We start from the raw sequence: 24,594 nt of genomic DNA on the forward strand, positions 1-24,594 counted from the left end.
TTGATTGCGGGATTCATGCTGGTGGGGCGACCTTCGAGAGAGCGTTGATGATCTGGTCTGACGCATCGCCTCGCCGGTCGGTGAGATTACCAAGGAGTTTGATGGCGAAGCGCATCAGCCTCGGGTGAGGCAGTCCGTGCCTGGTCCCGAAGCTCATAACTCCCGGCTTCCCGGTCGCCTCGACGAACCATCGGCCGAGCGTGAAGTATCCGCCGTAGGCGTCCTTCAGCGTCTGAGGATAGGTGCGCAGCGTGCGCTCCTGCTGCGCGGGGGTGGTGCCCTTGAGCGACTTGGCGATGACCTCGGCGGCGATCTCGCCGGTCTCCATCGCGTAGGCGATGCCCTCGCCGTTGAACGGGTTGATCGACCCGCCCGAGTCGCCCACGAGCAGCAGGCCGCGCGTGTAGTGGGGCTGCCGGTTGAAGGCCATCGGGAGCGCGGCGCCGCGGATCGGGGCCGTCATGTTCTCCTCGGTGAACTCCCAGTCCGCCGGCATGGCCTTGCACCAGCGGCGCAGCAGGTCGCGGTAGTCGATGTTCTTGAACTGGGCGCTGGTGTTGAGCAGCCCGAGCCCGACGTTCGCGGTGCCGTCGCCGACGCCGAAGATCCAGCCGTAGCCGGGCAGCAGCGTGTCCTCGTCCCAGAGCTCCAGCCAGATCTCCAGGTAGTCGTCGTCGTGACGGGGGCTCTGGAAGTAGGTGCGCACGGCCACGCCCATCGGGCGGTCGTCGCGCTTGTGCAGGCCCATCCCGAGCGCGAGCCGGGTGCTGTTGCCGTCGGCGGCGACGACCACGCGGCTACGGAAGACGCGCCCGTCCTTGGTGCGCACGCCGACGATGTGGCCGCTGCGGTCGTCGAGCACGGGCTCGGTGACGGTGACGCCCTCCATCAGGCGTACGCCGTTCTTGACCGCGTTGGCGGCGACGATCTCGTCGAAGTCCTGCCGGGTGCGGACGAGGCCGAAGTCGGGGAAGCGTTCGAGCTGCGGCCAGTCGAGCTCGAAGCGGTGGCCGCCGCCGACGACGCGCAGGCCCTTGTTCCTGATCCAGCCGGGGGCGTCGATGTCGACGCCCATGTTCAGCAACTGCTTGACCGCCCTGGGGGTCAGGCCGTCGCCGCAGACCTTCTCGCGCGGGAACCTGGTCTTCTCCAGGAGCAGCACGTCGAGACCGGCCTGAGCGAGGTAAAAGGCGGTTGCGGAACCGGCGGGACCGGCGCCGACGACGATGACGTCGGCGTCAGCCTGTGTGGCTGGTGGCACGGTCACTGGACTGTCCTGTCCTACACACGCGAAGGCTCGGGGTATGGCGCCTTCGTTCCTTTGTGAACCCCTTCACAAACTTGTCGGCCCGCAGTCTACTGCTTTTCGGGTACATAGTGGCAGTCGGGGACCCGTTCTGTGATCCTCGGGGTTGGCGTGTCACGCGTGACCGGCGAGGCATGGACGGGGACGAAATCCATCGACCGCACTATTCCTGAAAATTTCGTGTCAGCCGGCCCGTCAGACCGCCTTGAAAGCCCGGTGCATCGCCACGATCCCCATCGTCAGATTGCGCCAGGCCACCCGCTCCCAGCCGGCCCTGCCGATGACGCCCGCGAGGGTGGGCTGGTCGGGCCAGGCGCGGATCGACTCGGCGAGATATTCGTAGGAGTCGTCGTTGGAGCCGACGACCTTGGCCACCCTGGGCAGCAGCCGCATGAGATATTCGCGGTAGACCAGGTCGAACGCCGGCACGGTGACGTGCGAGAACTCCAGGATCACCAGCCGGCCGCCCGGCCTCGTCACCCGGAGCATCTCGCGCAGCGCCTGCTCGGTGTCGTGGACGTTGCGCAGAGCCACCGAGATCGTCACCGCGTCGAAGGCGTCGTCGGCGAACGGCAGCCGCATCGCGTCGCCCGCGATGAACGGCACCCCCTTGCCGCTCAGCGCGTTGCCGCCGTGCCGGCGCACGCCGGTGCTCAGCATGCCGAACGAGAAGTCGCAGGCGATGGCGCGGGCGCCGAGCCCGGTGAAGGTGTCGGTGGAGGTGCCGGTGCCCGCGCCCAGGTCGAGCACGACCTCGCCGGGACCGGCGTCCACGGCGGCGGCCACCGCCTTGCGCCAGAGCCTCACCTGCCCGAGGGAGATCACGTCGTTGACGAGGTCGTAGCGCCGGGCGGTGCGATCGAACATCGCGGCGACCTCGTCCGGCTGCTTGTCCAACTGAGCGCGCGTCATGCGGGAAAGCTTATGGCTTTCGGGACAATCAACGGATAGTGACGCTCTCATTACTCTGGGTCTGCTAGTTGTTGAGGAATGTTTGCCCGCGTCGCCCTTGCGGCGATCATCGCTTCGGCCACGGCCGCCCACGGTCCTGTCGCACAGGACCGCGTGGTGTCGGCCGACCCGGTCGATCACACCCCTCATGTCCTGGACGGCATCGTCAACGCCATCGCCGTCGTCGGCCGCACCGTCGTCGTCGGCGGCTCCTTCAGCGAGGTGAGCGACGCCGCGCGCAAAGTGGTCGTGGCGCGCGACAACCTGTTCGCCTTCGACCTGCCGACCGGCCGCATCCTGGCGGCCTTCGCCCCGATGGTCCCCGGCCCCGTGTACGCCCTCGCGGCCGGCGACGACGGCACCGTCTACGTCGGCGGCGAGTTCTGGAGCGTCAACAACGCCCGCGCCCGCGGCCTCGCCCAGGTCAGGCTCTCCGACGGCGCCGTGGTGCCCGGCTTCGCGCCCGCTCTCGTCGGCGGCTCGGTGAGCACCCTCGCCCGGCAGGGCGGCAGCCTCTACGTCGGCGGCGACTTCACCGGCCCGCGCCAGGCGCTGGCCCGGCTCGACGCCGCCACGGGCGCCGCCGACCCCGGCTTCGCCATCAGGCCGGGCGGGCCGCTGACGCCGAAGGTGAAGGTGCACGCACTCGCGCTCGCCCGCGGCCGGCTGCTGGTGGACGGCTCGTTCACCACGCTCGACGGGCAGTCACGGCCGCAGCTCGGGCTGATCGACGTGACCGGCCCGGTGGCCAGGGTCGCGCCGTGGCGGACCGCCGCCTACGCGCAGAAGTGCGCGGAGACGTTCCCGTCGTACGTGCGCGGCCTCGACTTCTCCCCCGACGGCAGCTATTTCGTGGTGGTCACCACGGGCGGCCCGAGGGGCGGGATCTGCGACACGGCGGCCCGTTTCGAGACCTTCGCCAAGGGCTCGGCCATCCGTCCCACCTGGGTCAACGCGACCGGCGGCGACTCGCTCTACGCGGTCGCGGTGACGGGGGCCGCGGTGTACGTGGGCGGGCACCAGCGCTGGCTGAACAATCCGCAGGGACGCGACTCGGCCGGCCCCGGCGCGGTCGCGCGGCCGGGCATCGGCGCCATTCATCCGAGCACTGGAATGGCGCTCGGCTGGAATCCCACCCGGGAGCGCGGCATCGGCGTGAAGGCGTTTTCCGCGCAACCCACCGGACTACTTGTCGGTAGCGACACAACGAGACTCGGACGGGAGTACCATGCCCGGATTGGCATGTTCCCCCTGCCCTAGTCGTCCTGCGGCTTCGGCTGGTCGAGCCTGTCGCTGATTCGTGCGCTCATGGCGTCACGCTGCTTGGACAGCAGGACATAGCTGGCCACTCCGCTGATCAAGAACGACGCCACGAGGAGTGCCAGCGGGTTTCTCAGACCGACCAGCGCCAAGAGGCCGAGCGTGACGAGGAACAGCAGGATGCGGGAGGCGGTGTAAACGACAACGGGATGCACGCCTTCGAGGTTACTCGGGCTTGTCCCCCGGTCGCTCTTCGCATCGGGCGCGAGCGCTGCTACTGTTCCCAGTTAGGGAGTTTCGTAAAGAAACACCCACGAGAGCCCCAAAGAGGCTCTATCATATAACAATCGGGCAGTCAGCTGATAACAACCCGTGATCTTCTCCGAAAACCACGGATAAATCAGGCTTCGCTCGACACACTGGTTACCTGTCCGCCCGCTGGCAGGAAGCGGGATGCGAGGGGGAGAGATTGGTGGAGAGTAGCAGCGAGCGTCTGCTGACCCCAGGAGAGGTTGCCGCCCTCTTCCGGGTAGACCCAAAGACGGTTACGCGCTGGGCTGCGGCAGGCCGCATCAGCAGTATCCGCACCCCCGGAGGGCACCGGCGCTTCCGCGAGTCGGAAGTGCACGCCCTTCTCCGAGGCGAGGACGTTCTCACGGCCGACAGGCCGGCGGGGGAGTCCCCGCGCGTCTGACGTTCCGTCACGACGGTGATCCTGTGATCCTGCAGGGTCACCGCCCGCGGGACCTCTCGAGGTTCGCGTGCTTCCCGGCCCACTTCCGTACGGCAAGCACGGGGCGGCGCCAACCGCCGACCGTGGCTGGCGCCTGTCCGGCGGCCCCGCACACGCGGCCTCGGCTCAGCCGTCGTCCTGCTGCGCCTTGAACGCGAGGAACTCGCGCTCCAGGTCGTCGTTCTCCTCCCGCCAGCGCTCCCGGCGCGTCTCCAACTCCTCCTCCGTCAGCGACTCGGCCAGCCACCGCTCGTAGTCCGGATCGCCGGGCCGCAGCTCCGCGTAGGCGTTGCCGATCAGCCGCCCGTCCTCGCTGGCCAGGCTCTGCGGCACGCGCACGGTGCCGTCCGCGAGCCGGATGACGTACATGAGCGAGTCTCCTAGATTCCGTAGCGCCGGTTGAAGAACAGCATGACGTCGAGCGCCATCCGCGTGTCACCCCCGAGCATGTCGACCAGCGCCGGACGCTGCCGGGAGGCGATGGCGGCGAAGGCGTCGGCGAAGAACTCCTTGCGGCCGAGCCCGCCGCCCTGCCGGTGGAAGGCGGAGGCCAGGATCGGACGGGCCTTCTCGTAGAGGCCGACGAACTCCGGCGAGTCCGACACCCAGGCGCCGTAGGCGGAGTCGACGTCGTCGATGGCGTGGCCGACCTCGTGCATCATCACGTCGGGGGTCGGCGAGGGGCGGTCACCGACGACGATCTTGCGGTCGCCGTACGCGCCGGCGCAGATGTCCCAGGTGGCCCGGCCCGAGGGCAGCGGGGCGCCGCGTAAATAGCCCATGTCGTCGAGGTCGGGGACGCCGCCGGGGCCGACGTAGATGCCCTCCAGGCCGGCCGCCAGCTTCTCCTTGAGCCGGTCGGGCAGCCGGGCCAGGCTCTCGACGGCCCGGACGACGTCGGGCGGCGGCGGGCCGAGCCTGGCGTCCCACTGGCGGTGCAGGATCGACTCCAGCTTCCCGCAGTGGCGCAGGCCGTCGCCCAGCGACGGGGCGTCGGGGCGGTGCGGCCGGGCGCGCGGCGGGCGGTCGTCGAGCTCGAAGTCGTCCCAGGTGTAGCGGGGGCGTTCGACGACGGCGGCGGACAGCCGCTCGTGGCGCTCATGGTGCTCATGGAGGGCGAAGCCGTCCGGGCTCCGCTGGTCGGCGCCTGGCCAGGAGCGGCGTTCCGGCCGCTCAGCGCCCGGCCTGCGGCTTCGCGCGGCGTCCTCGGGCTTCCTGGCCTCGGCGCGGGCCTCCGGGGCCTCTCCGGGCCTCTCACGCGCGCCGGACCAGAAGGAACGGTCCGCGCCGCTCGGCGCCTCGGCCTTACGGGAGAAGAGGTACGACCCCCGCCGCCACCAGCGGCCGCGGCGATGCCGGCCCTTGTCCTGAGAAAAGGCCATCGCACCCCTCAACGAGTGAGGAACCCCATGGGTTCCACGGTTTTCTGCTCCCACCGTACGACGGGGATCTTCTGCTAGTCACCCGAAATGGGACATCGGGAAGCACGAGCACGTCGCAGATGGCTTACAGTTCGGGCATGGCAGGTGTTCTCATCGGACTGGCGCTGCTGGCCTTCTGGCTCTTCTCGCTCTTCGACGTCGTCACTACCCCGGAAGACGAGGTCAGGAACGTACCAAAAACCATGTGGATCATGGTGGTCGTGCTGATCCCGCTGGTCGGCGGGCTCATCTGGATGGCGCGCGGCCGCCCACGGGTCGAGCGGCAGGTCTGGTCGGTCTCCCCCGGTCCCGGCATGCCGAAGGGTCCCGACGACGACCCCGACTTCCTGCGCGACCTCGACCGGCGCATGCGCGGCGGCGACGAGCAGCACTGAGCGACCCCGGCTCGACGAGCCGGGGCCGGCCCCGGCTCAGACGTCGGCGTAGCTGTGCATCCCGCCGACGAAGATGTTGACGCCGATCAGGTTGAACAGCAGGCAGCCGAACGCCACGAGCTGCACGATCGTGGCGGCCTTCCCCCTCCAGCCGGCCGTCACGCGGGCGTGCAGGTAGGCCGCGTAGGCCACCCACGTGATGAACGACCAGACCTCCTTGGGGTCCCAGCCCCAGTAGCGGCCCCACGCGCGGTCGGCCCACAGCGCGCCCGCGATCACCGCGAACGTCCACAGCGGGAAGGCGAACACGATCGCCCGGTGCGCCACCCGCTCCAGGTCCTCGCGGGAGGGCAGGCGCGACATCCCGTCGCCGCGCACCAGGTAGAGCACGCCCGCGACGCCCGCCAGCGCGAACAGCCCGCTCGCGATGATCGCCGCCGTGACGTGGATGGCGATCCAGTACGAGTTCAGCGCCGGCACCACGGGCCCCGCGGCGGTGTAGAAGATCTTGACCGCCGCGCCCAGCCCGAGCGTGGCCGTGACCATGACGAACGCGCCGAGGAAGCGCACGTTGTGGCGGAGCTGGGTGAGCAGGAACGCCGTGACGGCGGCGAAGCAGAGCGCCACGACGAACTCGTACATGTTGCCCCAGGGCCAGCGGCCGACGGCGAGGCCGCGGGTCGCGATGGCGACCAGGTTGGCGGCCCAGCCGAGCCAGGCCAGCGCCAGCCCGGCCGTCCCGGCCCGGGCCGCCAGCCGCGACGGCGGGGCGCCCTCGGGCGCCACGGGCTCTGGAGCCGCGCCCTCGACCTGGTCGGCGCCGGCGCCGACCGTGACCGTCTGCCTGACGGGCCGGGCGGCCCTCGCCGCGGTCTTCTTGCCCGCGACGTAGCGGCCGAAGGCCAGCTCCGTCGCGAAGGCGATCATCGCGAGGACGTAGAGCAGGACCGCGGCGACGACGGTCAGGTCGCTCAGCTCGGCGAGTTGCTCAGCGGACATCTTTCTCTCCTGCTGATAGAACCTTGACGATGTCGGCGAACTCCTCGGCGAAGCCCGCCGCGGAGCCCTCGGTGCGGGTGAGGCCCCCGACCTCGACCGTTTCGCCCTTGACCCGGACGAACACCCGCCGCCGCCTGATCAGCAGCGACGCGGCGATGGACACGACCGCGAGACCGGAGAACAGCAGCGCGGGCAGCCGTCCCGGGTCGTAGGCGACCTGCAGCGTCATCCACTGCTTGACGCCGGTGAACTCCAGCTTGCCCGCGCCTTCGGGCAGCTCGACCGACTGCCCGACCGCGAGCGGCTTGGGCACCGCGGTGCCCATCAGCAGCGGCTTGAGCTTCTTCAACGTCTCCGGCGGGGCCAGCTCGTAGACCGACTGCGGCTGCCCGTTGCGCAGCCCGAGGTCGCCGGAGAACGCCCCGAGCAGCTGCACCTCGGGGTTGAGCTCGCCGGGGAAGGCGGAGGCGTGGGTGCCGTCGGTGAGCGGCACGCTGGTCGGCAGGAACCGCAGCAGGAAGCCGAGCTGCGACGGCTGCGCGTCGGGGGCCTTGACCACGCAGCCCGAGGTCATCGTGGCCTTGTCCTCGATCAGGCAGGGCACAGGACCCTCGAAGGCGACCTGCCCCTTGCCGTCGGTCACCCGGAAGACCGGCGCGTAGCCGTTGCCGATGAGGTAGGTCTGCGTGCCGTCGACCTCCAGCGGCGTGTTGACCTTGAGTTCGACGTCGCGGGCGGGCGCGTCCGGCGTGTCGTTGACCGTGAGGTGGGCGGTGTAGTCGAGCGCCTGCCCCCGCTTCTCGCCGGCCACCTGGTAGGAGACGTTGAAGTCGTCGAGCCGCAGCGTGAACGGCGCCAGCGACTCGGCCGACACCTGGTTGCCCGGCATGAACCGGTCGTAGGCGGCCACGGTGTTGGCGAAGCCGTCGCCCTCGACGACGAGCACGTTGCCGCGGTAGCCGAAGAGCGAGCCGACCCCGATCGCGAACAGGATGCCGAGCAGCGCGACGTGGAAGAACAGGTTGCCGGTCTCGCGCAGGTAGCCCTTCTCCGCCGAGATCCAGCCGTCGCCGGTGACGACGCGGAAGCGCAGCCCGCGCAGCCGCTTGGCGGCCTCGTCGAGGCTCGGCCCGCCCTCGATGACGGCCGCGTGCGGCAGCTTGGTGACGTTCTTCGGCGCGGCGGGCGGCTTGCGGCGCAGCTCGCGCACGTAGGTCAGGGTGCGCGGGATGATGCAGCCGATGAGCGAGGTGAACAGCAGCAGGTAGACCGCGGCGAACCAGGTGGAGGAGAAGACCTCGAAGAGCTGGAGGCGGTCGTACCACTCGGCCAGGGCGGGGCTCTCGTCGTAGAGCCTGGCGACCTTGTCGGGGTCGACGCCGCGCTGCGGGATCAGCGAGCCGGGCACCGAGCCGAGCGCCAGCAGGAACAGCAGGATGAGCGCGGTCTTCATCGAGGTGAGCGTGCGCCACGCCCACCGCAGCCAGCCCACCGGGCCGAGCCCGGCCTGCTTGGGCGACCGCTCGCGCTCCAGCTCCCGCACGCTCATCAGATCACCGGCTCGAACGCGCCGATCACACCCTGCATGGCCGCGATCATCTCCCCCCACAGCCCGGTCACCAGCAGCACGCCGACGGCCACCATCATCCCGCCGCCGATCCTGGTGATCAGGCGCGAGTGCTTGCGGATGGCACGGAACGTGCGCAGAGCCCTGCTGTAGGCCAGCGCCGCCGCCACGAACGGCAGCCCGAGGCCGAGCGCGTACGCGACGGCCAGCAGCGCTCCGCGCCCGGCGCTGCCCTCGTTGAGCCCGAGCGTCAGCACCACGGCCAGCGTCGGCCCGATGCACGGCGTCCAGCCGAGCCCGAACACCACACCGAGCAGCGGCGCCCCGGCCAGCCCCGCCGCGGGGAGCCGGTGGATCCGTACGTCGCGCATGAGCCCCGGGATGACCCCCAGGAAGGCCAGCCCGAGCACGATGGTCAGCACCCCGAGCACCCGCGTGATGATCGCGGCGTTGCCCAGCATGACCGAGCCGAGCCCGCCGAACAGCGCGCCGCTGAGCACGAACACGAGCGCGAACCCGGCCACGAACAGCGCCGCCCCGAGCACCAGCCGCCCCCGCTTGGGGTCGGCGCTCATGCCGGTGACGTACGACAGGTAGCCGGGCACCAGCGGCAGCACGCACGGCGACAGGAACGACACCACGCCCGCGAGCACCGCGATCGGCACGGCGAGCAGCAGCGAGCCCGAGGCGACGACGTCATTCATCGCGGACCTTGGTGACGGTGTCCATGAGGTCGGTGTACTTGACGGCGCCGAGCGCGCGGGCGGCGATCCGGCCCTGCTTGTCGATGATCAGCGTGGACGGGATGGCGGCGGGCGGCACCGTGCCCTGGAAGGCCAGCGCGACCTTGCCCGGCTGGTCGAAGATCGACGGGTAGCCGGTCTGCTCGGTGCGCTCGAAGGCGAGCGCGTCGGCCTGCCGGTCCTTGAAGTCGACGCCGACGAACTCGACGCCGGTGCCCTTGGTCTTGGCCGCGACCTCCTTGAGCACCGGCGCCTCGGCCCGGCAGGGCCCGCACCAGGACGCCCAGAAGTTGAGCACCACGACCTTGCCCTTGTGCGCCGCCAGCGAGGCGGTGCCGCCGTCGAGGGTCGGGCCCTCGACCGCGGGGGCGGGCTTGCGTTCGGCGGCGGCGAACACCTGCATCTTCCCGTCGCCGGCGACGAACCGGGTGTCGCCCGCCTCCGGCTGGCCGCTCTGATTGCCGGCGCACCCCGCGGCCAGCACGGCCAGCAGGGCGAGGGAGAGGGACATGGCGCGCACGGAGGAAGATCTCCTTGTACTACAACCGGTAGAGCTTGCAACTCTACCGGTGGGTCCGGGCGATCCGGACATCGGGCTCAGGCGCCCGGGACGGACGGCCCGGTGTCCAGCGACCCGGCCGGCTCGCTGTAGCCGATGCTGATGAGCCGGTCACCGTCGAAGGTGAACGTCGTGAGGCTGGCCAGCGCGCACTGCCTGCGGCGCGGGTCGTGCCAGAGCCGGCGGCCCTCGGCCGCCATCCTGATCGACCAGATCGGCAACTGGTGGCTGACGAGCACGGTCTCGTGCCCGCGCGCCGCCGCCCGCGCGTCGTCGATCATCGACTTCATCCGGCGCACGATCACCGGGTAGGGCTCGCCCCAGGACGGGCGCATAGGGTTCCAGAAGTAGCGGTAGTTGCGCCAGTCGCGGAACAGCCCGACCCCTTGCGCGACGGGCCGGCCCTCCAGCAGGTTGACCGCTTCGAGCAGCCGCTCGTCCTGCCTGACCTCCAGCCCGAGCTTGGCGGCGAGGGGGGCCGCGGTCTCCAGCGCGCGCTCCAGGGGCGAGCTGTAGAGGGCGACGATGTCACGGCCGCCGACCGCCTTGGCGACCGTCTCGGCCATGAGGTGACCCGTCTCGGACAGGTGGTAGCCGGGCAGCCTGCCGTACAGGATGCCCTTCGGGTTGTGCACCTCACCGTGGCGCAGAAGGTGGACGACGGTCGTTTCAGCCATGGTGGGCACAGCCTATCCGCTCGCCTCGGGATAGGGTCCCCGGGTGAGTCCCTGGGCGCTCCTCCTCGTGCTCGTCGCCGCCTTCGCCCATGCCACCTGGAACCTGCTGAGCAAGCGCTCCTCGCAGGCGGACGGGGTGGTCTTCGTCTGGCTGGTGGCGGTGGCCGGCGCGGCGCTGTGGGCGCCGCTGTTCGCGGGATACCTGGTGGTGGCGGGCGTGCCGTCCTGGACGGACCTCGCGGTGATCTGCGGCAGCATGACCCTGCACCTGGGCTACTTCCTGCTGCTCCAGCGCGGGTACGGCACCGGCGACCTGTCCATGGTCTACCCGGTGGCGCGCGGCACGGGGCCGATGCTGGCGAGCCTGGTGGCGGTGCTGTTCCTGGGCGAGCGGCCGTCGGTCGCCAACGTGGCGGGGATCGTGCTGGTCGGCGTGGGGGTGTTCCTGCTGGGCCGGGGCGCGGGCCGCGCCGATCTGCGCTCGGTGGCTCCCGGGCTGGTCGTCGGGCTGTTCATCGCCGGGTACACGGTGTGGGACTCGCAGGTGGTGGGGCCGTTCGGGGTGGCGCCGCTGGCGCTCCTCTACCTGGGCGAGGTCGGGCGGGCGCTGGTGCTCGCGCCGGTCGTGCTGGCCACGCGGCGGGAGCTGGTCGCGCCGGTGTGGCGGGAGCACCGGTGGCGGATCGCCGGGGCGGCGGTGCTGATCTTCGTGTCGTACCTGCTGGTGCTGATCGCGTTCACGATGGCGCCGGTCACCGTGGTCGCGCCGGCGCGGGAGATCAGCGTGCTGATCGCCGTGGTGCTGGGCGGGCGGCTGCTGGCCGAGGGCGATCTCGCGCGCCGGCTGCTGGCGTCGGGGGTGATCCTGGGCGGCGTCGTGGCGATCGCCCTGAGCTAGTCGCTCACTTCACGGCCCAGGCGTTCTCCTGCTCCCTGCTGACCTCCATCAGGGTGTCGACCAGGGCCCTGATGGCCGGGCGGCGGGCCGCGTCGGCGCGCCAGACGGCGTAGATGCGGCGGGCCTGCCGCGGCCTGATCGGCACCATGGCGACGCCCTCGGGCACGTAGCGGCCGAGCCGCGGCACGATCGCGCAGCCGAGCCCGGCGGCTACCAGCGCGAGCTGGGTCGGGTACTCGTCGGCCAGGCAGGCGATCTCCGGCTCCAGCGAGGCGTTGCGCAGCGTGTACACGAGCCAGTCGTGGCACACGGTGCCGGGCGTGGAGCTGACCCAGCGCTCGCCGTGGAGGGCGGCCAGCTCGATCTCGCGCGAGCCGGCCAGCGGGTGCCCGGCGGGTATCGCCACGTCCGCGACGTCGTCCAGCAGCGTGGCCCTGGACAGGCCGTCGGGCAGCGCCATGGGCCGGTTGAGCCAGTCCTGGACGATGCCGAGGTCGAGCTCTCCCCTGGCGACGTCGCGTACGACCCGCTCGGGCTCGCGCTCGCTGAGCTGGATCCACAGGTCGGGATGGCGGCCGCGGAGCGCGACCAGGGCCTGCGGCATGAGGCCGCGGGCAGCGGTGGGGAAGGCCGCCACGTTGAGCCGGCCGACGACCTCGCCGCGCAGCGCCTCGAAGTCGGCCTCGGCGGTCTCGACCAGGGCGAGGATGCGTTCGGCGTGCTCGGCGAGCAGCCCGGCCGCGTCGGTCAGCCGCACGCCGCGGCCGTTGCGCTCCATGAGCCGGGCGCCGGTCTCGCGCTCCAGCTTGGCGATCTGCTGCGACACGGCCGAGGGGGTGACCATGAGCGCGTCCGCCGCCGCGCCGACCGAGCCGTAGACGTGCACAGCGTGCAGAGCCTTGAGGCGGTTCAGGTCCAACATGTAAGCCAGACTAAAGGGTTTAGCGTAGAAAGTCTCGCTTGTGGTTGATTGTGTAGCAGATGAAAATAGATGCATGAGAATCATCAAGTCGAAGAAGCAGCAGCCCGCCGGTCCCTCGTACCTCAAGGAGCTCGCCGAGCAGGCTCGCGAGCAGCGCATCCGCTACCAGAAGCCCGCCCGCTGAGCGCCGCCCCGCGCTACCGCGCCGTCGCGGCCGCCTCGGCGGCGGCGGGCAGCGCCGCGACGATCCGCTCGATGGCCTCGTCGTCGTGCGCGGCCGACAGGAACCACGCCTCGTACGCCGACGGCGGCAGGTAGACCCCCTGGTCCAGCATCGCGTGGAAGAACGCGGTGAACGCACTGGTGTCCTGGGTCTTCGCCTCGGCGAAGTTCGTCACCTCGGCATCGGTGAAGAAGATCGAGAACAGGCTGCCGGCCCGCTGGAGCCGGTGCGGCACCCCGGCCTTGCCCAGCGCCTGCGCGGCGGCGTCGCCCACCGCGAGCGCCGCGGCGTCCACCCGCGCGTACGCCGCCTCGTCCAGCGCCCGCAGCGTCGCCAGGCCGGCGGCGCAGGCCAGCGGGTTGCCCGACAGCGTGCCCGCCTGGTAGACCGGCCCCTCCGGCGCGAGGTAGGCCATCACCTCGGCCCGGCCGCCGAACGCCGCCGCCGGCAGCCCGCCCCCCATCACCTTGCCGAACGTCATCAGGTCGGCCTCGACCGGGTCGAGGCCGTACCAGCCGGCCGCCGAGACGCGGAAGCCGGTCAGCACCTCGTCCACGATGAGCAGCGCCCCGTGGGCCGTGCACAGCTCGCGCAGCCGCTGGTTGAAGCCGTCGCGCGGCGGCACCACGCCCATGTTGGCCGGGCACGCCTCGGTGATCACGCACGCGATGTCGGCCTGGGCGAACGCCTCCTCGACGGCCGCCACGTCGTTGTACGGGAGCACGATCGTGTCCGCCGCCGACGCCCCGGTGACGCCCGGCGTGTCCGGCAGCCCGAAGGTCACCACGCCCGACCCGGCCGAGGCCAGCAGCGCGTCCACGTGCCCGTGGTAGCACCCGGCGAACTTGATCACCTTGGACCGCCCGGTGAAGCCGCGCGCCAGCCGTACCGCGCTCATCGTGGCCTCGGTGCCCGAGCTGACCAGCCGCACCTTCTCCACCGGCGCCACCCGGGAGACGATCTCCTCGGCCAGCTCGACCTCGCCTGGCGTGGCGGTGCCGTACGAGAAGCCGTGCGCGACCGCCTCGGAGACCGCCTCGACGACCGCCGGGTGGCGGTGGCCGAGGATCATCGGCCCCCAGGAGCACACCAGATCGACGTAGCGGTTGCCGTCGACGTCGGTGATGTAGGGGCCCTGGCCGGCGGCCATGAAGCGCGGGGTGCCGCCGACCGCGCCGAACGCGCGCACCGGCGAGTTGACGCCCCCCGGCACGACCTGGCGGGCGCGGGCGAACAGGTCCTCGGATGTCTCTATGCGGCTCACCCGACCAGGTTAGTCGGGCCAGGGGCCGCCCCAGGGCGAGGGGCCGCTCAGTCGGCGAGCCACTCCAGGATGCGCAGCGGGTCGGGCAGCGGCCGCCCGTCCGGGGGCCGCAGCCAGGAGACCTGCCGGCCGAACGGCAGATGCGAGGGCGGCGCGAGCACGTAGCTGTCGCGGCAGTGCCAGCGCAGGCCCGGCGTGTCGTCGATGGCGGCCGGGTCGCAGTCGAGGTGGCAGGACCACCACTCGTCCTCGTCCTCGGGGTTGCCGCGGGTGGCCACGTAGAACAAGACCCGGTCGCCTTGGGCGGCGACCGGGCCGGAGTGGGCACTTGCCTCGTCGATCCTGGTGAGCGCCGTGAGACCGACGGCGAGCGGTACGTCGAAGACGTCGAAGACGCGGCCGGTGGGCAGGATCACACCCGCCTCGGGCTCGGCCTGCCACCAGCGGGACAGCTGCGCGGGGTCGGTGGTGGCGAGCAGCGGCCAGGCCGGGGAGAGCGGATGGGCGCCCGGGTCGGGACAGCCGAGCCGGTCGCACGAGCACGCCCGCGGCCCCGCGGGCAGCGGATAGGCGCCCGGCACCACGGGCCAGCCCATCGCGGCGTAGTCGAGCACGGTCGCGATGCGCGACGGCCGCGCCCGCTTTTTGGTACGCCGAGCCAGAGGTACCCCCACCATTGGTGTCTCCCGTCGAATCCCGCGCCTGAAGAGGTCCCGGCTCCGGGCGGGCGTTCGCTCACGCGGGACACACCAGCACTTGTCATCGCACTCTAACGCACAGGCCTCACGAGTTGACGGGAAACCCCTTGGTTAGAGCGTCCGTGCCACCTCGGTGGCCCAGTAGGTCAGGATCAGGTCGGCGCCGGCCCGCTTGATGGCGACCAGCGACTCCATGATCGTCCGCTCGCGGTCCACCCAGCCGTTGGCCGCGGCCGCCTCGACCATCGCGTACTCGCCGCTCACCTGGTAGGCGGCGACCGGCACGTCCACCTCGCGGCGGACGGCGGCGATGATGTCGAGGTAGGCCAGGGCGGGCTTGACCATGACGGCGTCCGCGCCCTCGGCCAGGTCGAGCCGGACCTCGCGCAGCGCCTCCTCCAGCGGCCCCGCGGGGTCCTGCTGGTGGGTGGCGCGGTCGCCGAACTGCGGCGCGCACTCGGCGGCGTCGCGGAACGGGCCGTAGAAGGCGGAGGCGTACTTCGCCGAGTAGGCGAGGATCGGCACGCCCGCGTGGCCGGCGCCGTCGAGCGCGGCGCGGATGGCGGCCACCTGGCCGTCCATCATGCCGCTCGGCGCGATCATCTGCGCGCCCGCGTCGGCCTGGGCCACCGCGACGGAGGCGTAGCGCTCCAGCGTGGCGTCGTTGTCGACGTCGCCCGACGGGGTCAGGATGCCGCAGTGCCCGTGGTCGGTGAACTCGTCGAGGCAGGTGTCGGCCATGACCACGAGCGCGTCGCCGACCTCGGCGCTCACCTCGCGCAGCGCCTTCTGGAGCACGCCGTCGGGGTCGTCGGCGGCCGAGCCGCGCGCGTCCTTGACCGCCGGGATGCCGAACAGGATCAGCCCGCCCAGGCCCGCCTCGGCCGCCTCGTGGGCCGCCTTGCGCAGCGAGTCGGAGGTGTGCTGGAACACGCCCGGCATCGACACCACCGGCTGCGGCTCGGCGATGCCCTCCTTGACGAACACCGGCAGGATCAGGTCGGCGGGGTCGATCCTGGTGCCCGCCACCATCCGCCGCAGCGCCGGAGTGCCGCGCAGCCTGCGGGGACGCGCCACGGGGAAGCGTGCGCTCATCTGGCTCTCCTTCTCGCGCCACGGCGGTTCTGCGAGGGCCTGCGCGGCGTGTCGCCCGCGGCCAGCGCAGCCTGGCGCTGCTTGGCTCCGTACTCGGCCACGGCGGCGGCCAGCGCGGAGGCGGATGGCTTGTCGGCCATGACGTCCACCCGGAGCCCGAACTCCTCGGCGGTCTTGGCCGTCTGCGGCCCGATGACCGCGATCACGGTGACGTTGTGCGGCTTGCCGGCGATGCCCACGAGGTTGCGCACCGTGGAGGAGGAGGTGAAGAGCACGGCGTCGAAGCCGCCGCCCTTGATCGCCTCGCGGATCGGCGCGGGCGGCGGCGCGGCCCGCACGGTGCGGTAGGCCGTGACGTCGTCGCACTCCCAGCCCAGCTCGGTCAGCCCGGCCACCAGCGTGTCGGTCGAGATGTCGGCGCGCGGCAGCAGCACCCGGTTGATCGGGTCGAGCATCGAGTCGTACGGCGGCCACTCGGCCACCAGCCCCTCGGACGACTGCTCGCCCGAGGGCAGCAGGTCGGGCTTGACGCCGAACTCGACCAGGGCGCGCGAGGTCGCCTCGCCGACCGCGGCCACCTTGAGCCCGGCGAAGGCGCGGGCGTCGAGGCCGTATTCCTCGAACTTCTCGCGCACGGCCTTGACGGCGTTGGCGCTGGTGAAGGCCACCCACTCGTAGCGGCCGGTGACCAGGCCCTTGATGGCGCGGTCCATCTGCTGCGGGGTGCGCGGCGGCTCGACCGAGATGGTCGGCACCTCCTCGGGCACCGCGCCGTAGGAGACGAGCTGCTCCGACAGGCTCCGCGACTGCTCCTTGGTGCGGGGCACCAGCACCCGCCAGCCGAACAGCGGCTTGGTCTCGAACCACGACAGCTTCTCGCGCAGCCCCACGGCCTCGCCGACGACGATCAGCGCGGGCTCGGTGAACCCGGCGTGCTTGAGGTCGGCCTGCAGCCGCCCGAGCGAGGACACGACGGTGTACTGCTCGGTGGTGGTGCCGCCGCTGCTGACCGCGACGGGCGTCGTGTCGGGCTTGCCGCCCGCGATGAGCGCCTTGCCGATGGACACGGCCTCGCCGATGCCGTTGTAGATGACCAGCGTGCCGGGGCAGGCGGCGTGGGAGGACCAGTCCTGCTCCTGCGCGGCGTCCACGACGCGGAACTCGGGCACGGCCGTCGCCGGCGGGATGCCCGCGTAGGTGAGCACGGCGGTCGCGGGCGGGACGCCGGGCACGACCTCGAAGTCCACCTCCGCCGCGGCGCAGGCCGCGGCCTCCTCGGTGATCGAGGAGAACAGCATGGGGTCGCCGGGGCACAGGCGCACCACGAGCCCGCCGTCCTTGGCGCGCTTGACGAGACCCGTCAGCGCGTCGTCGGCCTCGACGACCTGCACGCCCTCGCGGGCATGACGCAGCAGCGCGCGGTGCGCCTCCTCGCCGAGCACCACGACGTCGGCCTTGCCGAGCAGCTCGGCGCCGCGGAGCGTGAGCAGGTTGGGGTCGCCGGGGCCCGCGCCCACGAAGGCGACGAGACCGGAGGTTGGACTATCGGAGCTCAATGGGAATGCTCCCCCATCAATCTGTCGGCCCCTTCGGCGATCATCTCGGCCGCGAGGCGGCGGCCCAGGCTGACAGCCTCCGAAGGAGAGCCGGCGGCGGACTTGCGGACCGCCTCGCGGCCGTCGAGCGCGACGACCGTGGCGGTCAGGTTCAGAGTGTGCCCGTCATCGACGGCGTACGCACCCACGGGCGCGGCGCAGCCCGCCTCCAGGGCGGACAGGACGGCGCGCTCGGCGGCCACCGCGGAGCGGGTGCGCGGGTCGTCGAGCACGCCGAGGAAGGCGACGAGCTCGGTCAGGTCGGCGCGGCACTCGACCGCGAGCGCGCCCTGGCCGGGGGCCGGCAGCAGCTCCTCGATCTCGAAGATCTGGGCGATCTCGGCGGCCCGGCCGAGCCGGTCGAGCCCGGCCGTGGCCAGCACGACTGCGTCGAGCTCGCCGGAGGTGACCTTGGCGATGCGCGTGTCGGCGTTGCCGCGGATCGGGACGTATTCGAGGTCGGGGCGGAGCGCGCTCAGCATGGCGACGCGGCGCGGCGAGCCGGTGCCGACGCGCGCCCCGGCCGGCAGGTCGGCGAACTTGGCGTGCGCGATCAGCGCGTCGCGGTGGTCGTGGCGCGCCGGGAGCGCGGCCAGGACGAAGCGCGGGTCCTGCTTGGTGGGCAGGTCCTTCAGCGAGTGCACGGCGAAGTCGATCTCGCCGTCGAGCAGCTTGTCGCGCAGCGCGCTGACGAACACGCCGGTGCCGCCGAGCTGCGCGAGATGCGCCTTGGTGACGTCGCCGAACGTGGTCACCCCGACGAGCTCGATCGCGCGGCCGGTGCGCTCGGTGTAGGCGTCGGCCACCATCTGGGACTGGGCGGTCGCCAGCTGACTGCGGCGCGTGCCCAGCCGGAGGGGTTCGGGCGTCACAGCTCCACCTCTCTCACGGCCTCGGGCATCTTCGGGTCCAGGTTGAACAGCTCACGCAGCGCCTCCGCATAATGATCGCCTCCCGGGCAGGTCGCCAGCTGCTTGACACGCACAGTCGGCTCGTGGAGCAGCTTGTCCACGACGCGCTGCACGGTCATCGCGACCTCGTCGCGCGCCCGGGCGTCGAGGTCGGGCACGCGCATCAGGAGCCGGCCGAGCTCGGACTCGACCACCCCCGCCGCCTTGCTGCGGAGCGCGACCACGGTCGGGGTGACCTTGGCGGCGCGCTCGGCGTCGAGGTAGGCGCGAAGCTCCTCGACGACCAGGGCGCGCACGGACGCGACCGCGTCGACCTCCCGCGAGCCGATGCCGGACTCCTGGATCGTCTCCAGGTCGACCAGCCGGACCCCCGGCACCCGGCGCACGGCCGGGTCGACGTCGTGCGGCAACGCGAGGTCCAGCAGGAACGTGGGTCCGCCCAGCATATCCGGCGTGATGATGTGCCTGCCCGCTCCGGTGCAGGTGATCACGATGTCGGCGGCGGCCAGCTCGGCCGGCATGGCGGCGAACTCGACGGCCCGGCCGCCGACGTTGGCGGCCAGCCGGGCGCCCCGCTCGTACGTGCGGTTGGCCACGACGATGTCGGTGACCCCGGCGCGCTGGAGCGTGACGGCGGCCAGCGAGCTCATGGAGCCCGCGCCGACGACCAGCGCCCGCCGGCCCGCGATCTCGCCCGCCAGCGCCAGCCCGGCCGTGACGAGGGAGGCCCCGGCCTGGTCGATGCCGGTGTCGGTGTGGGCCCGCTTGCCGACCCGCAGCGCCTGCTGCACCAGCTCGTTGAGCGTGGCGCCGACGGTGCCCTGGCGCTGGCCGAGCTTGAGCGCCTGGCGTACCTGGCCGAGGATCTGGCCCTCGCCGACCACCATCGAGTCGAGGCCGCACACCACGGAGAACAGGTGCTCGACCGCGCGCTCCTCGTAGTGCACGTAGAGGTGCGGGGTGAGCTCCTCGACCGGGACGCCCGTGTGCACGCCGAGCAGCCCGGTCACGGCCGTGAGGGCGGCGTGGAACCGGTCGACGGTGACGTAGATCTCCACCCGGTTGCAGGTCGACACCACCATGGCCTCGGCCACGGACGCGTCCCGCTGGACGTCGTGGAGGAGCTTGACCAGCCGGTCGCCGGTGAGTGAGACCCGTTCAAGCAGCGCCACCGGCGAGGTGCGGTGGCTGAGTCCGACGGCCAGGATGCTCATTGACTGTCCACCGCCATGAGTGGCCCTCCAGCTTTGCGTTGCTCGTGGAACGCGAGAATCTGCAGTTCGATGGATAGATCGACCTTACGGACGTCGACGGTGTCCGGCACGGAGAGCACGACGGGGGCGAAGTTGAGGATGCTGGTCACGCCCACGGCGATCACGCGATCGCAGACCGCCTGCGCCGCTTCCGCCGGTGTCGCCAGAACCACGATCGAGACTCCACGCCGTTTGACGACGGCTTCCAGTTCGTCGATGTGCTCAACATTCAACCCCGCTATGGTGTCGCCCACGACTTCGGGGTCGGCGTCGATCAGTGCCGCCACCCGGAAGCCGCGTGAGACGAACCCGCCGTAGTTCGCCAGCGCGCGGCCGAGGTTGCCGACGCCGACGATGGCGACCGCCCAGTCCTGCGTCAGGCCCAGCTCGCGGGAGATCTGGTAGACGAGGTACTCGACGTCATAGCCTACGCCCCTGGTGCCGTAGGAGCCGAGGTGTGACAGATCTTTGCGCAGCTTCGCGGAGTTGACCCCGGCGGCCACGGCGAGGTCCTCGGAGCTGACCGTCGCCACGCCCCGCTCCGCCATGCCGTGCAGCGCCCGCAGGTACAGCGGCAGCCGCGCGACCGTCGCCTCGGGGATGCCTCGGTCACGGGGCTGGGACGTGCTCTTCACGCGCCGGAGCTCCAGGGGACGGGCGGCGGGGAGCCGCGGGGACGGATTAGAACCGTCTTTCAGGTTAATCCCTTTGTGAACCGATGCACAAAGTAGCGGCGGTACGGTTGCCGTATGCACCGCATCACCTTGCTCGGCAAGCCCGGCTGTCACTTGTGTGAGGACGCGCGGGAGGTCATCGCCCGGGTGGCCGGCGAGCTGGGCGTCCCCTGGGAGGAGATCAGCATCGACTCCTCCGAGGAGCTGAGGGAGAAATACTGGGAGATGATCCCGGTCACGCTCATCGACGGCGTGCAGCACGACTTCTGGCGGGTCGACGAGACCCGCCTGCGCGCGGCGCTCAGTACGTAGGTTCAGTACGTAGGTTCAGTACGGGACCGTGGGGAGCGGCACCACCTTCGCGGCGTTGACGTCGAGCTCGATCACGTTGGTGGCCAGCACCATCGACTGCCGCTCGGTGACGAACCGCTCGACGTGCGGCTGCCGCTGGTGGTCGCGGTAGGCGACCTCGTCGCGGTAGAGCTCGTAGACGATGCGCTGCAGCGGGGCCGACTTGACGGAGTGGCAGGCGTAGACGAGCGTGTCGGGCTCGCCGCGGCGCACGCCCTCGACCGTGGCCTCGGCCAGCCGGTCGAACGCCTCGCCCGCGCCGTCCATGATCGTGAACACGGTGAGCAGGCCGTAGATGTTCGGCGACAGGCGGCCCCCGGCGGGCTGCAGGCCGGGTTGCGGGCCCGGTTGCCGGCCCGGCTGCTGGGGACCGGACGGGGAGAACAGGTCGGCGCCGGAGAAGAGCATGCCGGTGGCCGGACCGGCCGGGGGCGGGGTGGGCGGCATCGCGTACTCGGGGCGCTGCGGCGGCATGGCCTGCGGGCCCGAGGGGCCGCCGGGCATCGGGCCGCCGTTCATGATGTAGCCGGTCGCGGGGCCGTCCTCGGGCGGGGGCGGCGTCATGCGGGCGGCGTAGTCGACGTCGCGCTCGCCGGCGCGGTATTCGGCCACCAGGTCGCCGAGGCCGGTGGGCCGGCGGGGCGCGGCGGGCGGCAGGTCGGCGGCCGGCACGGGCTCGGGCATGGCCCGGCGCCCGCGCGGGACCGTGCGGTCGTGGTCCTCGGGCGGCATCCCGCGCCGGTCGCCGCCGTGCCTCCCGGGGGCGTCGTGGCCGTGCCGCGCGGCGGGATCGTGGCCGTGCCGTGCGGCAGGATCCTGGCCGTGCCGTGCGGCGGCGTCGTGGCCGTGGCGGGCCCTGGCGTCCTGGCGGGCGTCCTGGCCGCGCCTGGCGGGCTCGTCGCGGTCGTCGAAGTCGTCTTCCTCGTCGTCGTACGGCGCCAGCGGCCGCAGCACGGTGTACCAGACCGCCGCGGCGGCCACCGCGAGCAGCGCCGTGGTGAACAGCGGGGGCACCGTGAAGCGCATCGCGCCCACCAGGGCGATCCCGGACGGCGCGATCACCAGGGAGGCGTGCAGGTTGTCCGTGTCGTACTCGTCGCCGCCCCGCCATTTGAGCGCCGCGACCACCAGCATGGCCAGCATGATCACCACGGCGACGACGTGCACGCCGATCAGCAGGTAGCCGGGGAAGATGCCCCAGAGCGTCGGCCCCGCGGGCAGTTTCTTGCCCGTCACCTCGGACTTCAGCGGGTCGAAGATCATGATGGCGCCGGTGACGATCGTCAGCGCGATGCCCATCAGCCACGCGAGGAAGCGCGGCGGCACCCGCTCGGCGAGGAGCTGGATCATGCCGACGGCCAGCCACAGGGGCGCGAGCAGCGACCCCGTCACCTGGTAGATCCGGAACGTCACCGCCCCGAACCCGATCAGGCCGCCGATGCCGACCGCCGCCAGCGACAGGCACAGCGCCCCGGCCGCGACGGCCCAGCCGATCAGCCAGCCTTCGGGCTCGTCGCGCAGCCGTTTGATCAGGGCGCCTGTCGCGAAGGCGGCGAGGAGCGCACCGGCGAACCCGAGGACAGCAACGAGGATCTCCATGGTGACTCCAATGCTGCCGGACGATGCCTCCCAGCCGGTAGCCGAAGAGGGAACAGGTCGATCCTCACGGTATCCGGCGGTTACACCAAGTCATGCAAGTAGCTTGTGGATTGTGGAATTTCCGGTTGATTTCTAGAGTGTTCGAGCACGCCGCACCCCTTACCCCTAGGGATACCGGATGCCTGACTCGTCACCGTTCGCCGGGCTGCTGGTGCCAGCGCTCGCTGCGCCTGCCCGGACGGGCGAGTTCGCCGTGCGCGAAGAAGCGCCGGAACCCGAGGTGGACGCAGCCGCCGACGTGGACGTACGGGACCTCGTCCTGGACGCCAAGAACGGCTGCACGGAGTCGTTTGGCACGCTCTACGACCGCTATGTGGACCTCGTCTACCGCTACATCTACTTCCGGGTCGGCTCTCACCAACTCGCCGAGGACCTGACCAGCGAGACCTTCCTGCGGGCGCTGCGCAGGATCGCCGACTTCACCTGGCAGGGCCGCGATTTCGGCGCCTGGCTCGTGACCATCGCCCGAAACCTGGTGACGGATCACTTCAAATCGGGGCGATATCGGCTGGAAATCCCTACCGGGGAGATCATCGACGTTCCGCTCGACGGCTCGCACATCCCGGAGAACGCCGTGGTCACGGCCATCATCAACGACCGGGTGCTGCGGGCCGTACGAGAGCTCAATCCCGAACAGCAGGAAGTGGTCGTCCTGCGTTTCCTGCACGGACTCTCGCTCGCGGAAACCGCGTTGATCATGGGGAAGAAGAGTGGAGCGATCAAAGCGCTGCAGTTCCGGGCCATCCGCGCGCTGGCCCGAGCGCTCAAGCACGACCTGGCGTAACCTCCACCATCCACCCGTCGTTAGGCAGGTGTCACGGCCAGACGGGAGCGACTGTCATGCGTAGGGCGCGCAGGCGGCGGGAGCGCGTGCTCGAACACCTCACGGAGCTGCGGAGCCTGCCCATCGGCGGGGCCCCGGAGCCGGCCTTCCGCGCGCGGCTGCGCGCCGAGCTGCTCTCCCGGCACCTGGCCGAGCAGTCGCCCCACCCGTTCCCGCCCGTCGCCGCCACTGACCTGTCCCCGCTCCCCTCCTCCCCGGGCCGGCACGCGCGGCCCCGCGCCTCCCGGCGGCGGGCGCGCAGGCGGCCGATGCTGTCCCACCTGGCCTCGTTCGGGCTGGCGGCGGGGATGATGGTCTCGGCTTTCGCGACGTACCAGTCGGTGCCCGGCGACTCGCTCTACCCGCTCAAGCGGGCCGCGGAGAGCACCCTCGTCCGGCTCAGCGCCGACGACGCCGAACGCGGCGAGCGCGAGCTGGACTCCGCCAAGACCCGCGCCAAGGAGGTCGCCAGCCTGCTCGGCTCCGCCGACGACGGCCCGCTGGTCAGCGAGACGCTGAAGGACATGGAGGACTCCACCCGCTCGGGCATCAGCCGCCTCGAACGGGCCGAGCCGCGCTCGCCGAAGATCAAGAAATTCGCACGGGACCAGAAAGAGATGGTCAGCCCCATGCTTCCGCAGCTCAACGGCGACCAGCAGGCCCAGGCGGAGGGCTATCTGCACTACATCGAAGGTCTGGTCGCGCCACAGTAGGTAGCTAAGCTGAGGCCCATGCGGCTTTTTGGACGACGACACCAGATCGAGCCCGAAGCTGCCGGCGAGGCGGCGGCCCGGGCGGCGGTCACCGTCGCGCCGGCCCAGCCGGTCGAGCCCGACCTGGAGGCGGCGGCCTTCTTCGACGTGGACAACACGATGATGCGCGGCGCCTCCATCTACCACTTCGCGAGGGGCCTCGCCACGCGCGGCATGTTCACCACCTCCGACCTGTTCAAGTTCGCGGTGGGTCAGGCGGTCTTCCGGCTGCGCGGCAGCGAGAACCCCGAGCACATCGCGGTGGCGAGGGAGACGGCGCTGGCGTTCGTGGCCGGCACCAAGGTCGACGACGTGGTCCGCCTCGGCGAGGAGATCTACGACGAGGTCATGGCCGACCGCATCTGGAGCGGCACCCGCGCGCTCGCCCAGTCCCACCTCGACGCCGGCCAGCGGGTCTGGCTGGTCACCGCCACGCCCGTCGAGCTGGCCAGGGTCATCGCGCAGCGGCTCGGGCTGACCGGCGCGCTCGGCACCGTCGCCGAGACCGGCAACGGCATCTACACCGGCCGGCTGGTCGGCGACCTGCTGCACGGCCCCGCCAAGGCCGAGGCCGTGCGGGCGCTGGCCCGGCGCGAGGGCCTCGACCTCACCCGCTGCACCGCCTACAGCGACTCCGCCAACGACCTGCCGATGTTGTCGCTGGTCGGCCACGCCGTGGCCATCAACCCCGACAGCGAGCTGCGCGAGCACGCGAGGAAGCACGACTGGCCCATCAAGGACTTCCGCACCGGCCGCAAGGCCACGCTGAAGGCCCTGCCGATCGCGGCGGGCGTCGGGGCGATCGCGGGCGGCGTCGCGGCCGGCATGGCGCTGCGCCGCCTCTACCGCCGCGTCTGACCCGCCG

General features: G+C 71.5%; 27 protein-coding genes. 8 read left to right on the top strand and 19 right to left on the bottom strand.

Going from position 1 to position 24,594, the window contains the following annotated elements; genetic code table 11:
• Nucleotides 1-13 precede the first annotated feature (13 nt).
• Together ACBR40_RS29290 and ACBR40_RS29295 are read right to left on the bottom strand one after the other, a co-directional pair.
• On the bottom strand, nt 14-1,267 hold the full coding sequence (locus ACBR40_RS29290; protein ID WP_371250839.1) for a geranylgeranyl reductase family protein: 1,254 nt from the start codon (nt 1,265-1,267) through the stop codon (nt 14-16).
• A 234-nt stretch (nt 1,268-1,501) separates the two neighbouring features.
• Nucleotides 1,502-2,218: a demethylmenaquinone methyltransferase gene (locus ACBR40_RS29295; RefSeq protein WP_371250840.1), complete on the bottom strand. Its 717-nt coding sequence runs from the start codon at nt 2,216-2,218 to the stop codon at nt 1,502-1,504.
• Nucleotides 2,219-2,374: 156 nt separating this feature from the next.
• On the opposite strand from ACBR40_RS29295, the gene ACBR40_RS29300 reads away from it, so the two are divergent.
• Nucleotides 2,375-3,517 carry a hypothetical protein gene (locus ACBR40_RS29300; RefSeq protein WP_371250841.1) on the top strand — a complete coding sequence of 381 codons (1,143 nt, stop codon included), beginning with the start codon at nt 2,375-2,377 and terminating at the stop codon, nt 3,515-3,517.
• Here ACBR40_RS29300 and ACBR40_RS29305 read toward each other — a convergent pair.
• The gene (locus ACBR40_RS29305; protein WP_344208275.1) at nt 3,514-3,732 is read right to left on the bottom strand and encodes a DUF4229 domain-containing protein; all 219 of its coding nucleotides are present in this window, start codon (nt 3,730-3,732) and stop codon (nt 3,514-3,516) included. The two genes, ACBR40_RS29300 and ACBR40_RS29305, sit on opposite strands and share 4 nt — an antisense overlap.
• 257 nt (nt 3,733-3,989) lie before the next feature.
• Here ACBR40_RS29305 and ACBR40_RS29310 point away from each other — a divergent pair, with 257 nt between their 5' ends.
• Entirely contained in the window at nt 3,990-4,211 is a 222-nt protein-coding gene (locus ACBR40_RS29310; protein WP_026214226.1) for a BldC family transcriptional regulator, read from the top strand.
• A 165-nt stretch (nt 4,212-4,376) separates the two neighbouring features.
• Here ACBR40_RS29310 and ACBR40_RS29315 read toward each other — a convergent pair whose 3' ends face one another.
• Nucleotides 4,377-4,619: a hypothetical protein gene (locus tag ACBR40_RS29315; protein WP_344208276.1), complete on the bottom strand. Its 243-nt coding sequence runs from the start codon at nt 4,617-4,619 to the stop codon at nt 4,377-4,379.
• An 11-nt stretch (nt 4,620-4,630) separates the two neighbouring features.
• Complete coding sequence (locus ACBR40_RS29320) at nt 4,631-5,632, bottom strand: hypothetical protein (protein WP_371250842.1); 1,002 nt, start codon at nt 5,630-5,632, stop codon at nt 4,631-4,633.
• 137 nt (nt 5,633-5,769) lie between these two features.
• On the opposite strand from ACBR40_RS29320, the gene ACBR40_RS29325 reads away from it, so the two are divergent.
• On the top strand, nt 5,770-6,066 hold the full coding sequence (locus ACBR40_RS29325; RefSeq protein ID WP_344208278.1) for a PLD nuclease N-terminal domain-containing protein: 297 nt from the start codon (nt 5,770-5,772) through the stop codon (nt 6,064-6,066).
• 36 nt (nt 6,067-6,102) lie between these two features.
• Here the strand turns inward: ACBR40_RS29325 and ccsB are convergent, their stop codons facing one another.
• The 5 genes from ccsB to ACBR40_RS29350 form a co-directional block, all read right to left on the bottom strand.
• Nucleotides 6,103-7,065, bottom strand: coding sequence for a c-type cytochrome biogenesis protein CcsB (ccsB, locus tag ACBR40_RS29330; protein ID WP_371250843.1), 963 nt, complete (start codon nt 7,063-7,065; stop codon nt 6,103-6,105).
• Nucleotides 7,055-8,614: a cytochrome c biogenesis protein ResB gene (locus tag ACBR40_RS29335; RefSeq protein WP_371250844.1), complete on the bottom strand. Its 1,560-nt coding sequence runs from the start codon at nt 8,612-8,614 to the stop codon at nt 7,055-7,057. The genes ccsB and ACBR40_RS29335 overlap by 11 nt, the downstream gene beginning before the upstream one ends.
• The gene (locus ACBR40_RS29340) at nt 8,614-9,336 is read right to left on the bottom strand and encodes a cytochrome c biogenesis CcdA family protein (RefSeq protein WP_371250845.1); all 723 of its coding nucleotides are present in this window, start codon (nt 9,334-9,336) and stop codon (nt 8,614-8,616) included. The genes ACBR40_RS29335 and ACBR40_RS29340 overlap by 1 nt, the downstream gene beginning before the upstream one ends.
• Entirely contained in the window at nt 9,329-9,886 is a 558-nt protein-coding gene (locus ACBR40_RS29345) for a TlpA disulfide reductase family protein (RefSeq protein ID WP_344209087.1), read from the bottom strand. The genes ACBR40_RS29340 and ACBR40_RS29345 overlap by 8 nt, the downstream gene beginning before the upstream one ends.
• Before the next feature lie 86 nt (nt 9,887-9,972).
• Complete coding sequence (locus tag ACBR40_RS29350) at nt 9,973-10,611, bottom strand: histidine phosphatase family protein (protein WP_344208282.1); 639 nt, start codon at nt 10,609-10,611, stop codon at nt 9,973-9,975.
• 43 nt (nt 10,612-10,654) lie between these two features.
• Here ACBR40_RS29350 and ACBR40_RS29355 point away from each other — a divergent pair, with 43 nt between their 5' ends.
• Entirely contained in the window at nt 10,655-11,509 is an 855-nt protein-coding gene (locus ACBR40_RS29355) for a DMT family transporter (RefSeq protein ID WP_344208283.1), read from the top strand.
• Nucleotides 11,510-11,513: 4 nt separating this feature from the next.
• Here the strand turns inward: ACBR40_RS29355 and ACBR40_RS29360 are convergent, their stop codons facing one another.
• The 8 genes from ACBR40_RS29360 to ACBR40_RS29395 all read right to left on the bottom strand — a co-directional run bounded on the left by ACBR40_RS29360 (nt 11,514) and on the right by ACBR40_RS29395 (nt 20,105).
• Nucleotides 11,514-12,431: a LysR family transcriptional regulator gene (locus tag ACBR40_RS29360; protein WP_344208284.1), complete on the bottom strand. Its 918-nt coding sequence runs from the start codon at nt 12,429-12,431 to the stop codon at nt 11,514-11,516.
• Nucleotides 12,432-12,628: 197 nt separating this feature from the next.
• The gene (hemL, locus tag ACBR40_RS29365; protein WP_371251028.1) at nt 12,629-13,909 is read right to left on the bottom strand and encodes a glutamate-1-semialdehyde 2,1-aminomutase; all 1,281 of its coding nucleotides are present in this window, start codon (nt 13,907-13,909) and stop codon (nt 12,629-12,631) included.
• Nucleotides 13,910-13,965: 56 nt separating this feature from the next.
• Nucleotides 13,966-14,595: a bifunctional DNA primase/polymerase gene (locus ACBR40_RS29370; RefSeq protein WP_344208286.1), complete on the bottom strand. Its 630-nt coding sequence runs from the start codon at nt 14,593-14,595 to the stop codon at nt 13,966-13,968.
• A 132-nt stretch (nt 14,596-14,727) separates the two neighbouring features.
• Nucleotides 14,728-15,711 carry a porphobilinogen synthase gene (gene hemB, locus ACBR40_RS29375; protein ID WP_364458960.1) on the bottom strand — a complete coding sequence of 328 codons (984 nt, stop codon included), beginning with the start codon at nt 15,709-15,711 and terminating at the stop codon, nt 14,728-14,730.
• Nucleotides 15,708-17,228, bottom strand: coding sequence for a bifunctional uroporphyrinogen-III C-methyltransferase/uroporphyrinogen-III synthase (locus tag ACBR40_RS29380; RefSeq protein ID WP_344208288.1), 1,521 nt, complete (start codon nt 17,226-17,228; stop codon nt 15,708-15,710). The genes hemB and ACBR40_RS29380 overlap by 4 nt, the downstream gene beginning before the upstream one ends.
• A 35-nt stretch (nt 17,229-17,263) precedes the next feature.
• Entirely contained in the window at nt 17,264-18,178 is a 915-nt protein-coding gene (gene hemC, locus ACBR40_RS29385; RefSeq protein ID WP_371250846.1) for a hydroxymethylbilane synthase, read from the bottom strand.
• On the bottom strand, nt 18,175-19,431 hold the full coding sequence (locus ACBR40_RS29390) for a glutamyl-tRNA reductase (protein ID WP_344208290.1): 1,257 nt from the start codon (nt 19,429-19,431) through the stop codon (nt 18,175-18,177). The genes hemC and ACBR40_RS29390 overlap by 4 nt, the downstream gene beginning before the upstream one ends.
• Entirely contained in the window at nt 19,428-20,105 is a 678-nt protein-coding gene (locus ACBR40_RS29395) for a redox-sensing transcriptional repressor Rex (RefSeq protein WP_329586937.1), read from the bottom strand. Before ACBR40_RS29395 ends, ACBR40_RS29390 begins: the two co-directional genes overlap by 4 nt.
• A 114-nt stretch (nt 20,106-20,219) precedes the next feature.
• Here ACBR40_RS29395 and ACBR40_RS29400 point away from each other — a divergent pair, with 114 nt between their 5' ends.
• Complete coding sequence (locus ACBR40_RS29400; RefSeq protein WP_091091351.1) at nt 20,220-20,456, top strand: glutaredoxin family protein; 237 nt, start codon at nt 20,220-20,222, stop codon at nt 20,454-20,456.
• A 15-nt stretch (nt 20,457-20,471) separates the two neighbouring features.
• Here ACBR40_RS29400 and ACBR40_RS29405 read toward each other — a convergent pair whose 3' ends face one another.
• Complete coding sequence (locus ACBR40_RS29405; RefSeq protein WP_371250847.1) at nt 20,472-22,094, bottom strand: putative quinol monooxygenase; 1,623 nt, start codon at nt 22,092-22,094, stop codon at nt 20,472-20,474.
• A gap of 178 nt (nt 22,095-22,272) precedes the next feature.
• Here ACBR40_RS29405 and ACBR40_RS29410 point away from each other — a divergent pair, with 178 nt between their 5' ends.
• From ACBR40_RS29410 to ACBR40_RS29420, 3 genes are read left to right on the top strand one after another with little or no spacing between them, the layout of a single operon-like run.
• Complete coding sequence (locus ACBR40_RS29410; RefSeq protein WP_344208292.1) at nt 22,273-22,938, top strand: sigma-70 family RNA polymerase sigma factor; 666 nt, start codon at nt 22,273-22,275, stop codon at nt 22,936-22,938.
• A gap of 56 nt (nt 22,939-22,994) precedes the next feature.
• On the top strand, nt 22,995-23,690 hold the full coding sequence (locus tag ACBR40_RS29415; protein WP_371250848.1) for a DUF5667 domain-containing protein: 696 nt from the start codon (nt 22,995-22,997) through the stop codon (nt 23,688-23,690).
• Nucleotides 23,691-23,708: 18 nt separating this feature from the next.
• Nucleotides 23,709-24,587 carry an HAD-IB family hydrolase gene (locus tag ACBR40_RS29420; RefSeq protein ID WP_344208294.1) on the top strand — a complete coding sequence of 293 codons (879 nt, stop codon included), beginning with the start codon at nt 23,709-23,711 and terminating at the stop codon, nt 24,585-24,587.
• Nucleotides 24,588-24,594 lie beyond the last annotated feature (7 nt).

Source organism: Nonomuraea sp. AD125B (genome assembly GCF_041402765.1).
Taxonomy (GTDB): domain Bacteria; phylum Actinomycetota; class Actinomycetes; order Streptosporangiales; family Streptosporangiaceae; genus Nonomuraea; species Nonomuraea bangladeshensis.

Excerpts from the sequence above, each read along its gene's own strand:
- ACBR40_RS29295 (WP_371250840.1), bottom strand. The coding sequence starts at position 2,218 with ATGACGCGCGCTCAGTTGGACAAGCAGCCGGACGAGGTCGCCGCGATG.
- ACBR40_RS29315 (WP_344208276.1), bottom strand. The coding sequence starts at position 4,619 with ATGTACGTCATCCGGCTCGCGGACGGCACCGTGCGCGTGCCGCAGAGC.
- ACBR40_RS29320 (WP_371250842.1), bottom strand. The coding sequence starts at position 5,632 with ATGGCCTTTTCTCAGGACAAGGGCCGGCATCGCCGCGGCCGCTGGTGG.
- ACBR40_RS29325 (WP_344208278.1), top strand. The coding sequence starts at position 5,770 with ATGGCAGGTGTTCTCATCGGACTGGCGCTGCTGGCCTTCTGGCTCTTC.
- ccsB (WP_371250843.1), bottom strand. The coding sequence starts at position 7,065 with ATGTCCGCTGAGCAACTCGCCGAGCTGAGCGACCTGACCGTCGTCGCC.
- ACBR40_RS29335 (WP_371250844.1), bottom strand. The coding sequence starts at position 8,614 with ATGAGCGTGCGGGAGCTGGAGCGCGAGCGGTCGCCCAAGCAGGCCGGG.
- ACBR40_RS29340 (WP_371250845.1), bottom strand. The coding sequence starts at position 9,336 with ATGAATGACGTCGTCGCCTCGGGCTCGCTGCTGCTCGCCGTGCCGATC.
- ACBR40_RS29345 (WP_344209087.1), bottom strand. The coding sequence starts at position 9,886 with ATGTCCCTCTCCCTCGCCCTGCTGGCCGTGCTGGCCGCGGGGTGCGCC.
- ACBR40_RS29350 (WP_344208282.1), bottom strand. The coding sequence starts at position 10,611 with ATGGCTGAAACGACCGTCGTCCACCTTCTGCGCCACGGTGAGGTGCAC.
- ACBR40_RS29360 (WP_344208284.1), bottom strand. The coding sequence starts at position 12,431 with ATGTTGGACCTGAACCGCCTCAAGGCTCTGCACGCTGTGCACGTCTAC.
- ACBR40_RS29370 (WP_344208286.1), bottom strand. The coding sequence starts at position 14,595 with ATGGTGGGGGTACCTCTGGCTCGGCGTACCAAAAAGCGGGCGCGGCCG.
- hemB (WP_364458960.1), bottom strand. The coding sequence starts at position 15,711 with ATGAGCGCACGCTTCCCCGTGGCGCGTCCCCGCAGGCTGCGCGGCACT.
- ACBR40_RS29390 (WP_344208290.1), bottom strand. The coding sequence starts at position 19,431 with ATGAGCATCCTGGCCGTCGGACTCAGCCACCGCACCTCGCCGGTGGCG.
- ACBR40_RS29400 (WP_091091351.1), top strand. The coding sequence starts at position 20,220 with ATGCACCGCATCACCTTGCTCGGCAAGCCCGGCTGTCACTTGTGTGAG.
- ACBR40_RS29405 (WP_371250847.1), bottom strand. The coding sequence starts at position 22,094 with ATGGAGATCCTCGTTGCTGTCCTCGGGTTCGCCGGTGCGCTCCTCGCC.
- ACBR40_RS29410 (WP_344208292.1), top strand. The coding sequence starts at position 22,273 with ATGCCTGACTCGTCACCGTTCGCCGGGCTGCTGGTGCCAGCGCTCGCT.
- ACBR40_RS29415 (WP_371250848.1), top strand. The coding sequence starts at position 22,995 with ATGCGTAGGGCGCGCAGGCGGCGGGAGCGCGTGCTCGAACACCTCACG.
- ACBR40_RS29420 (WP_344208294.1), top strand. The coding sequence starts at position 23,709 with ATGCGGCTTTTTGGACGACGACACCAGATCGAGCCCGAAGCTGCCGGC.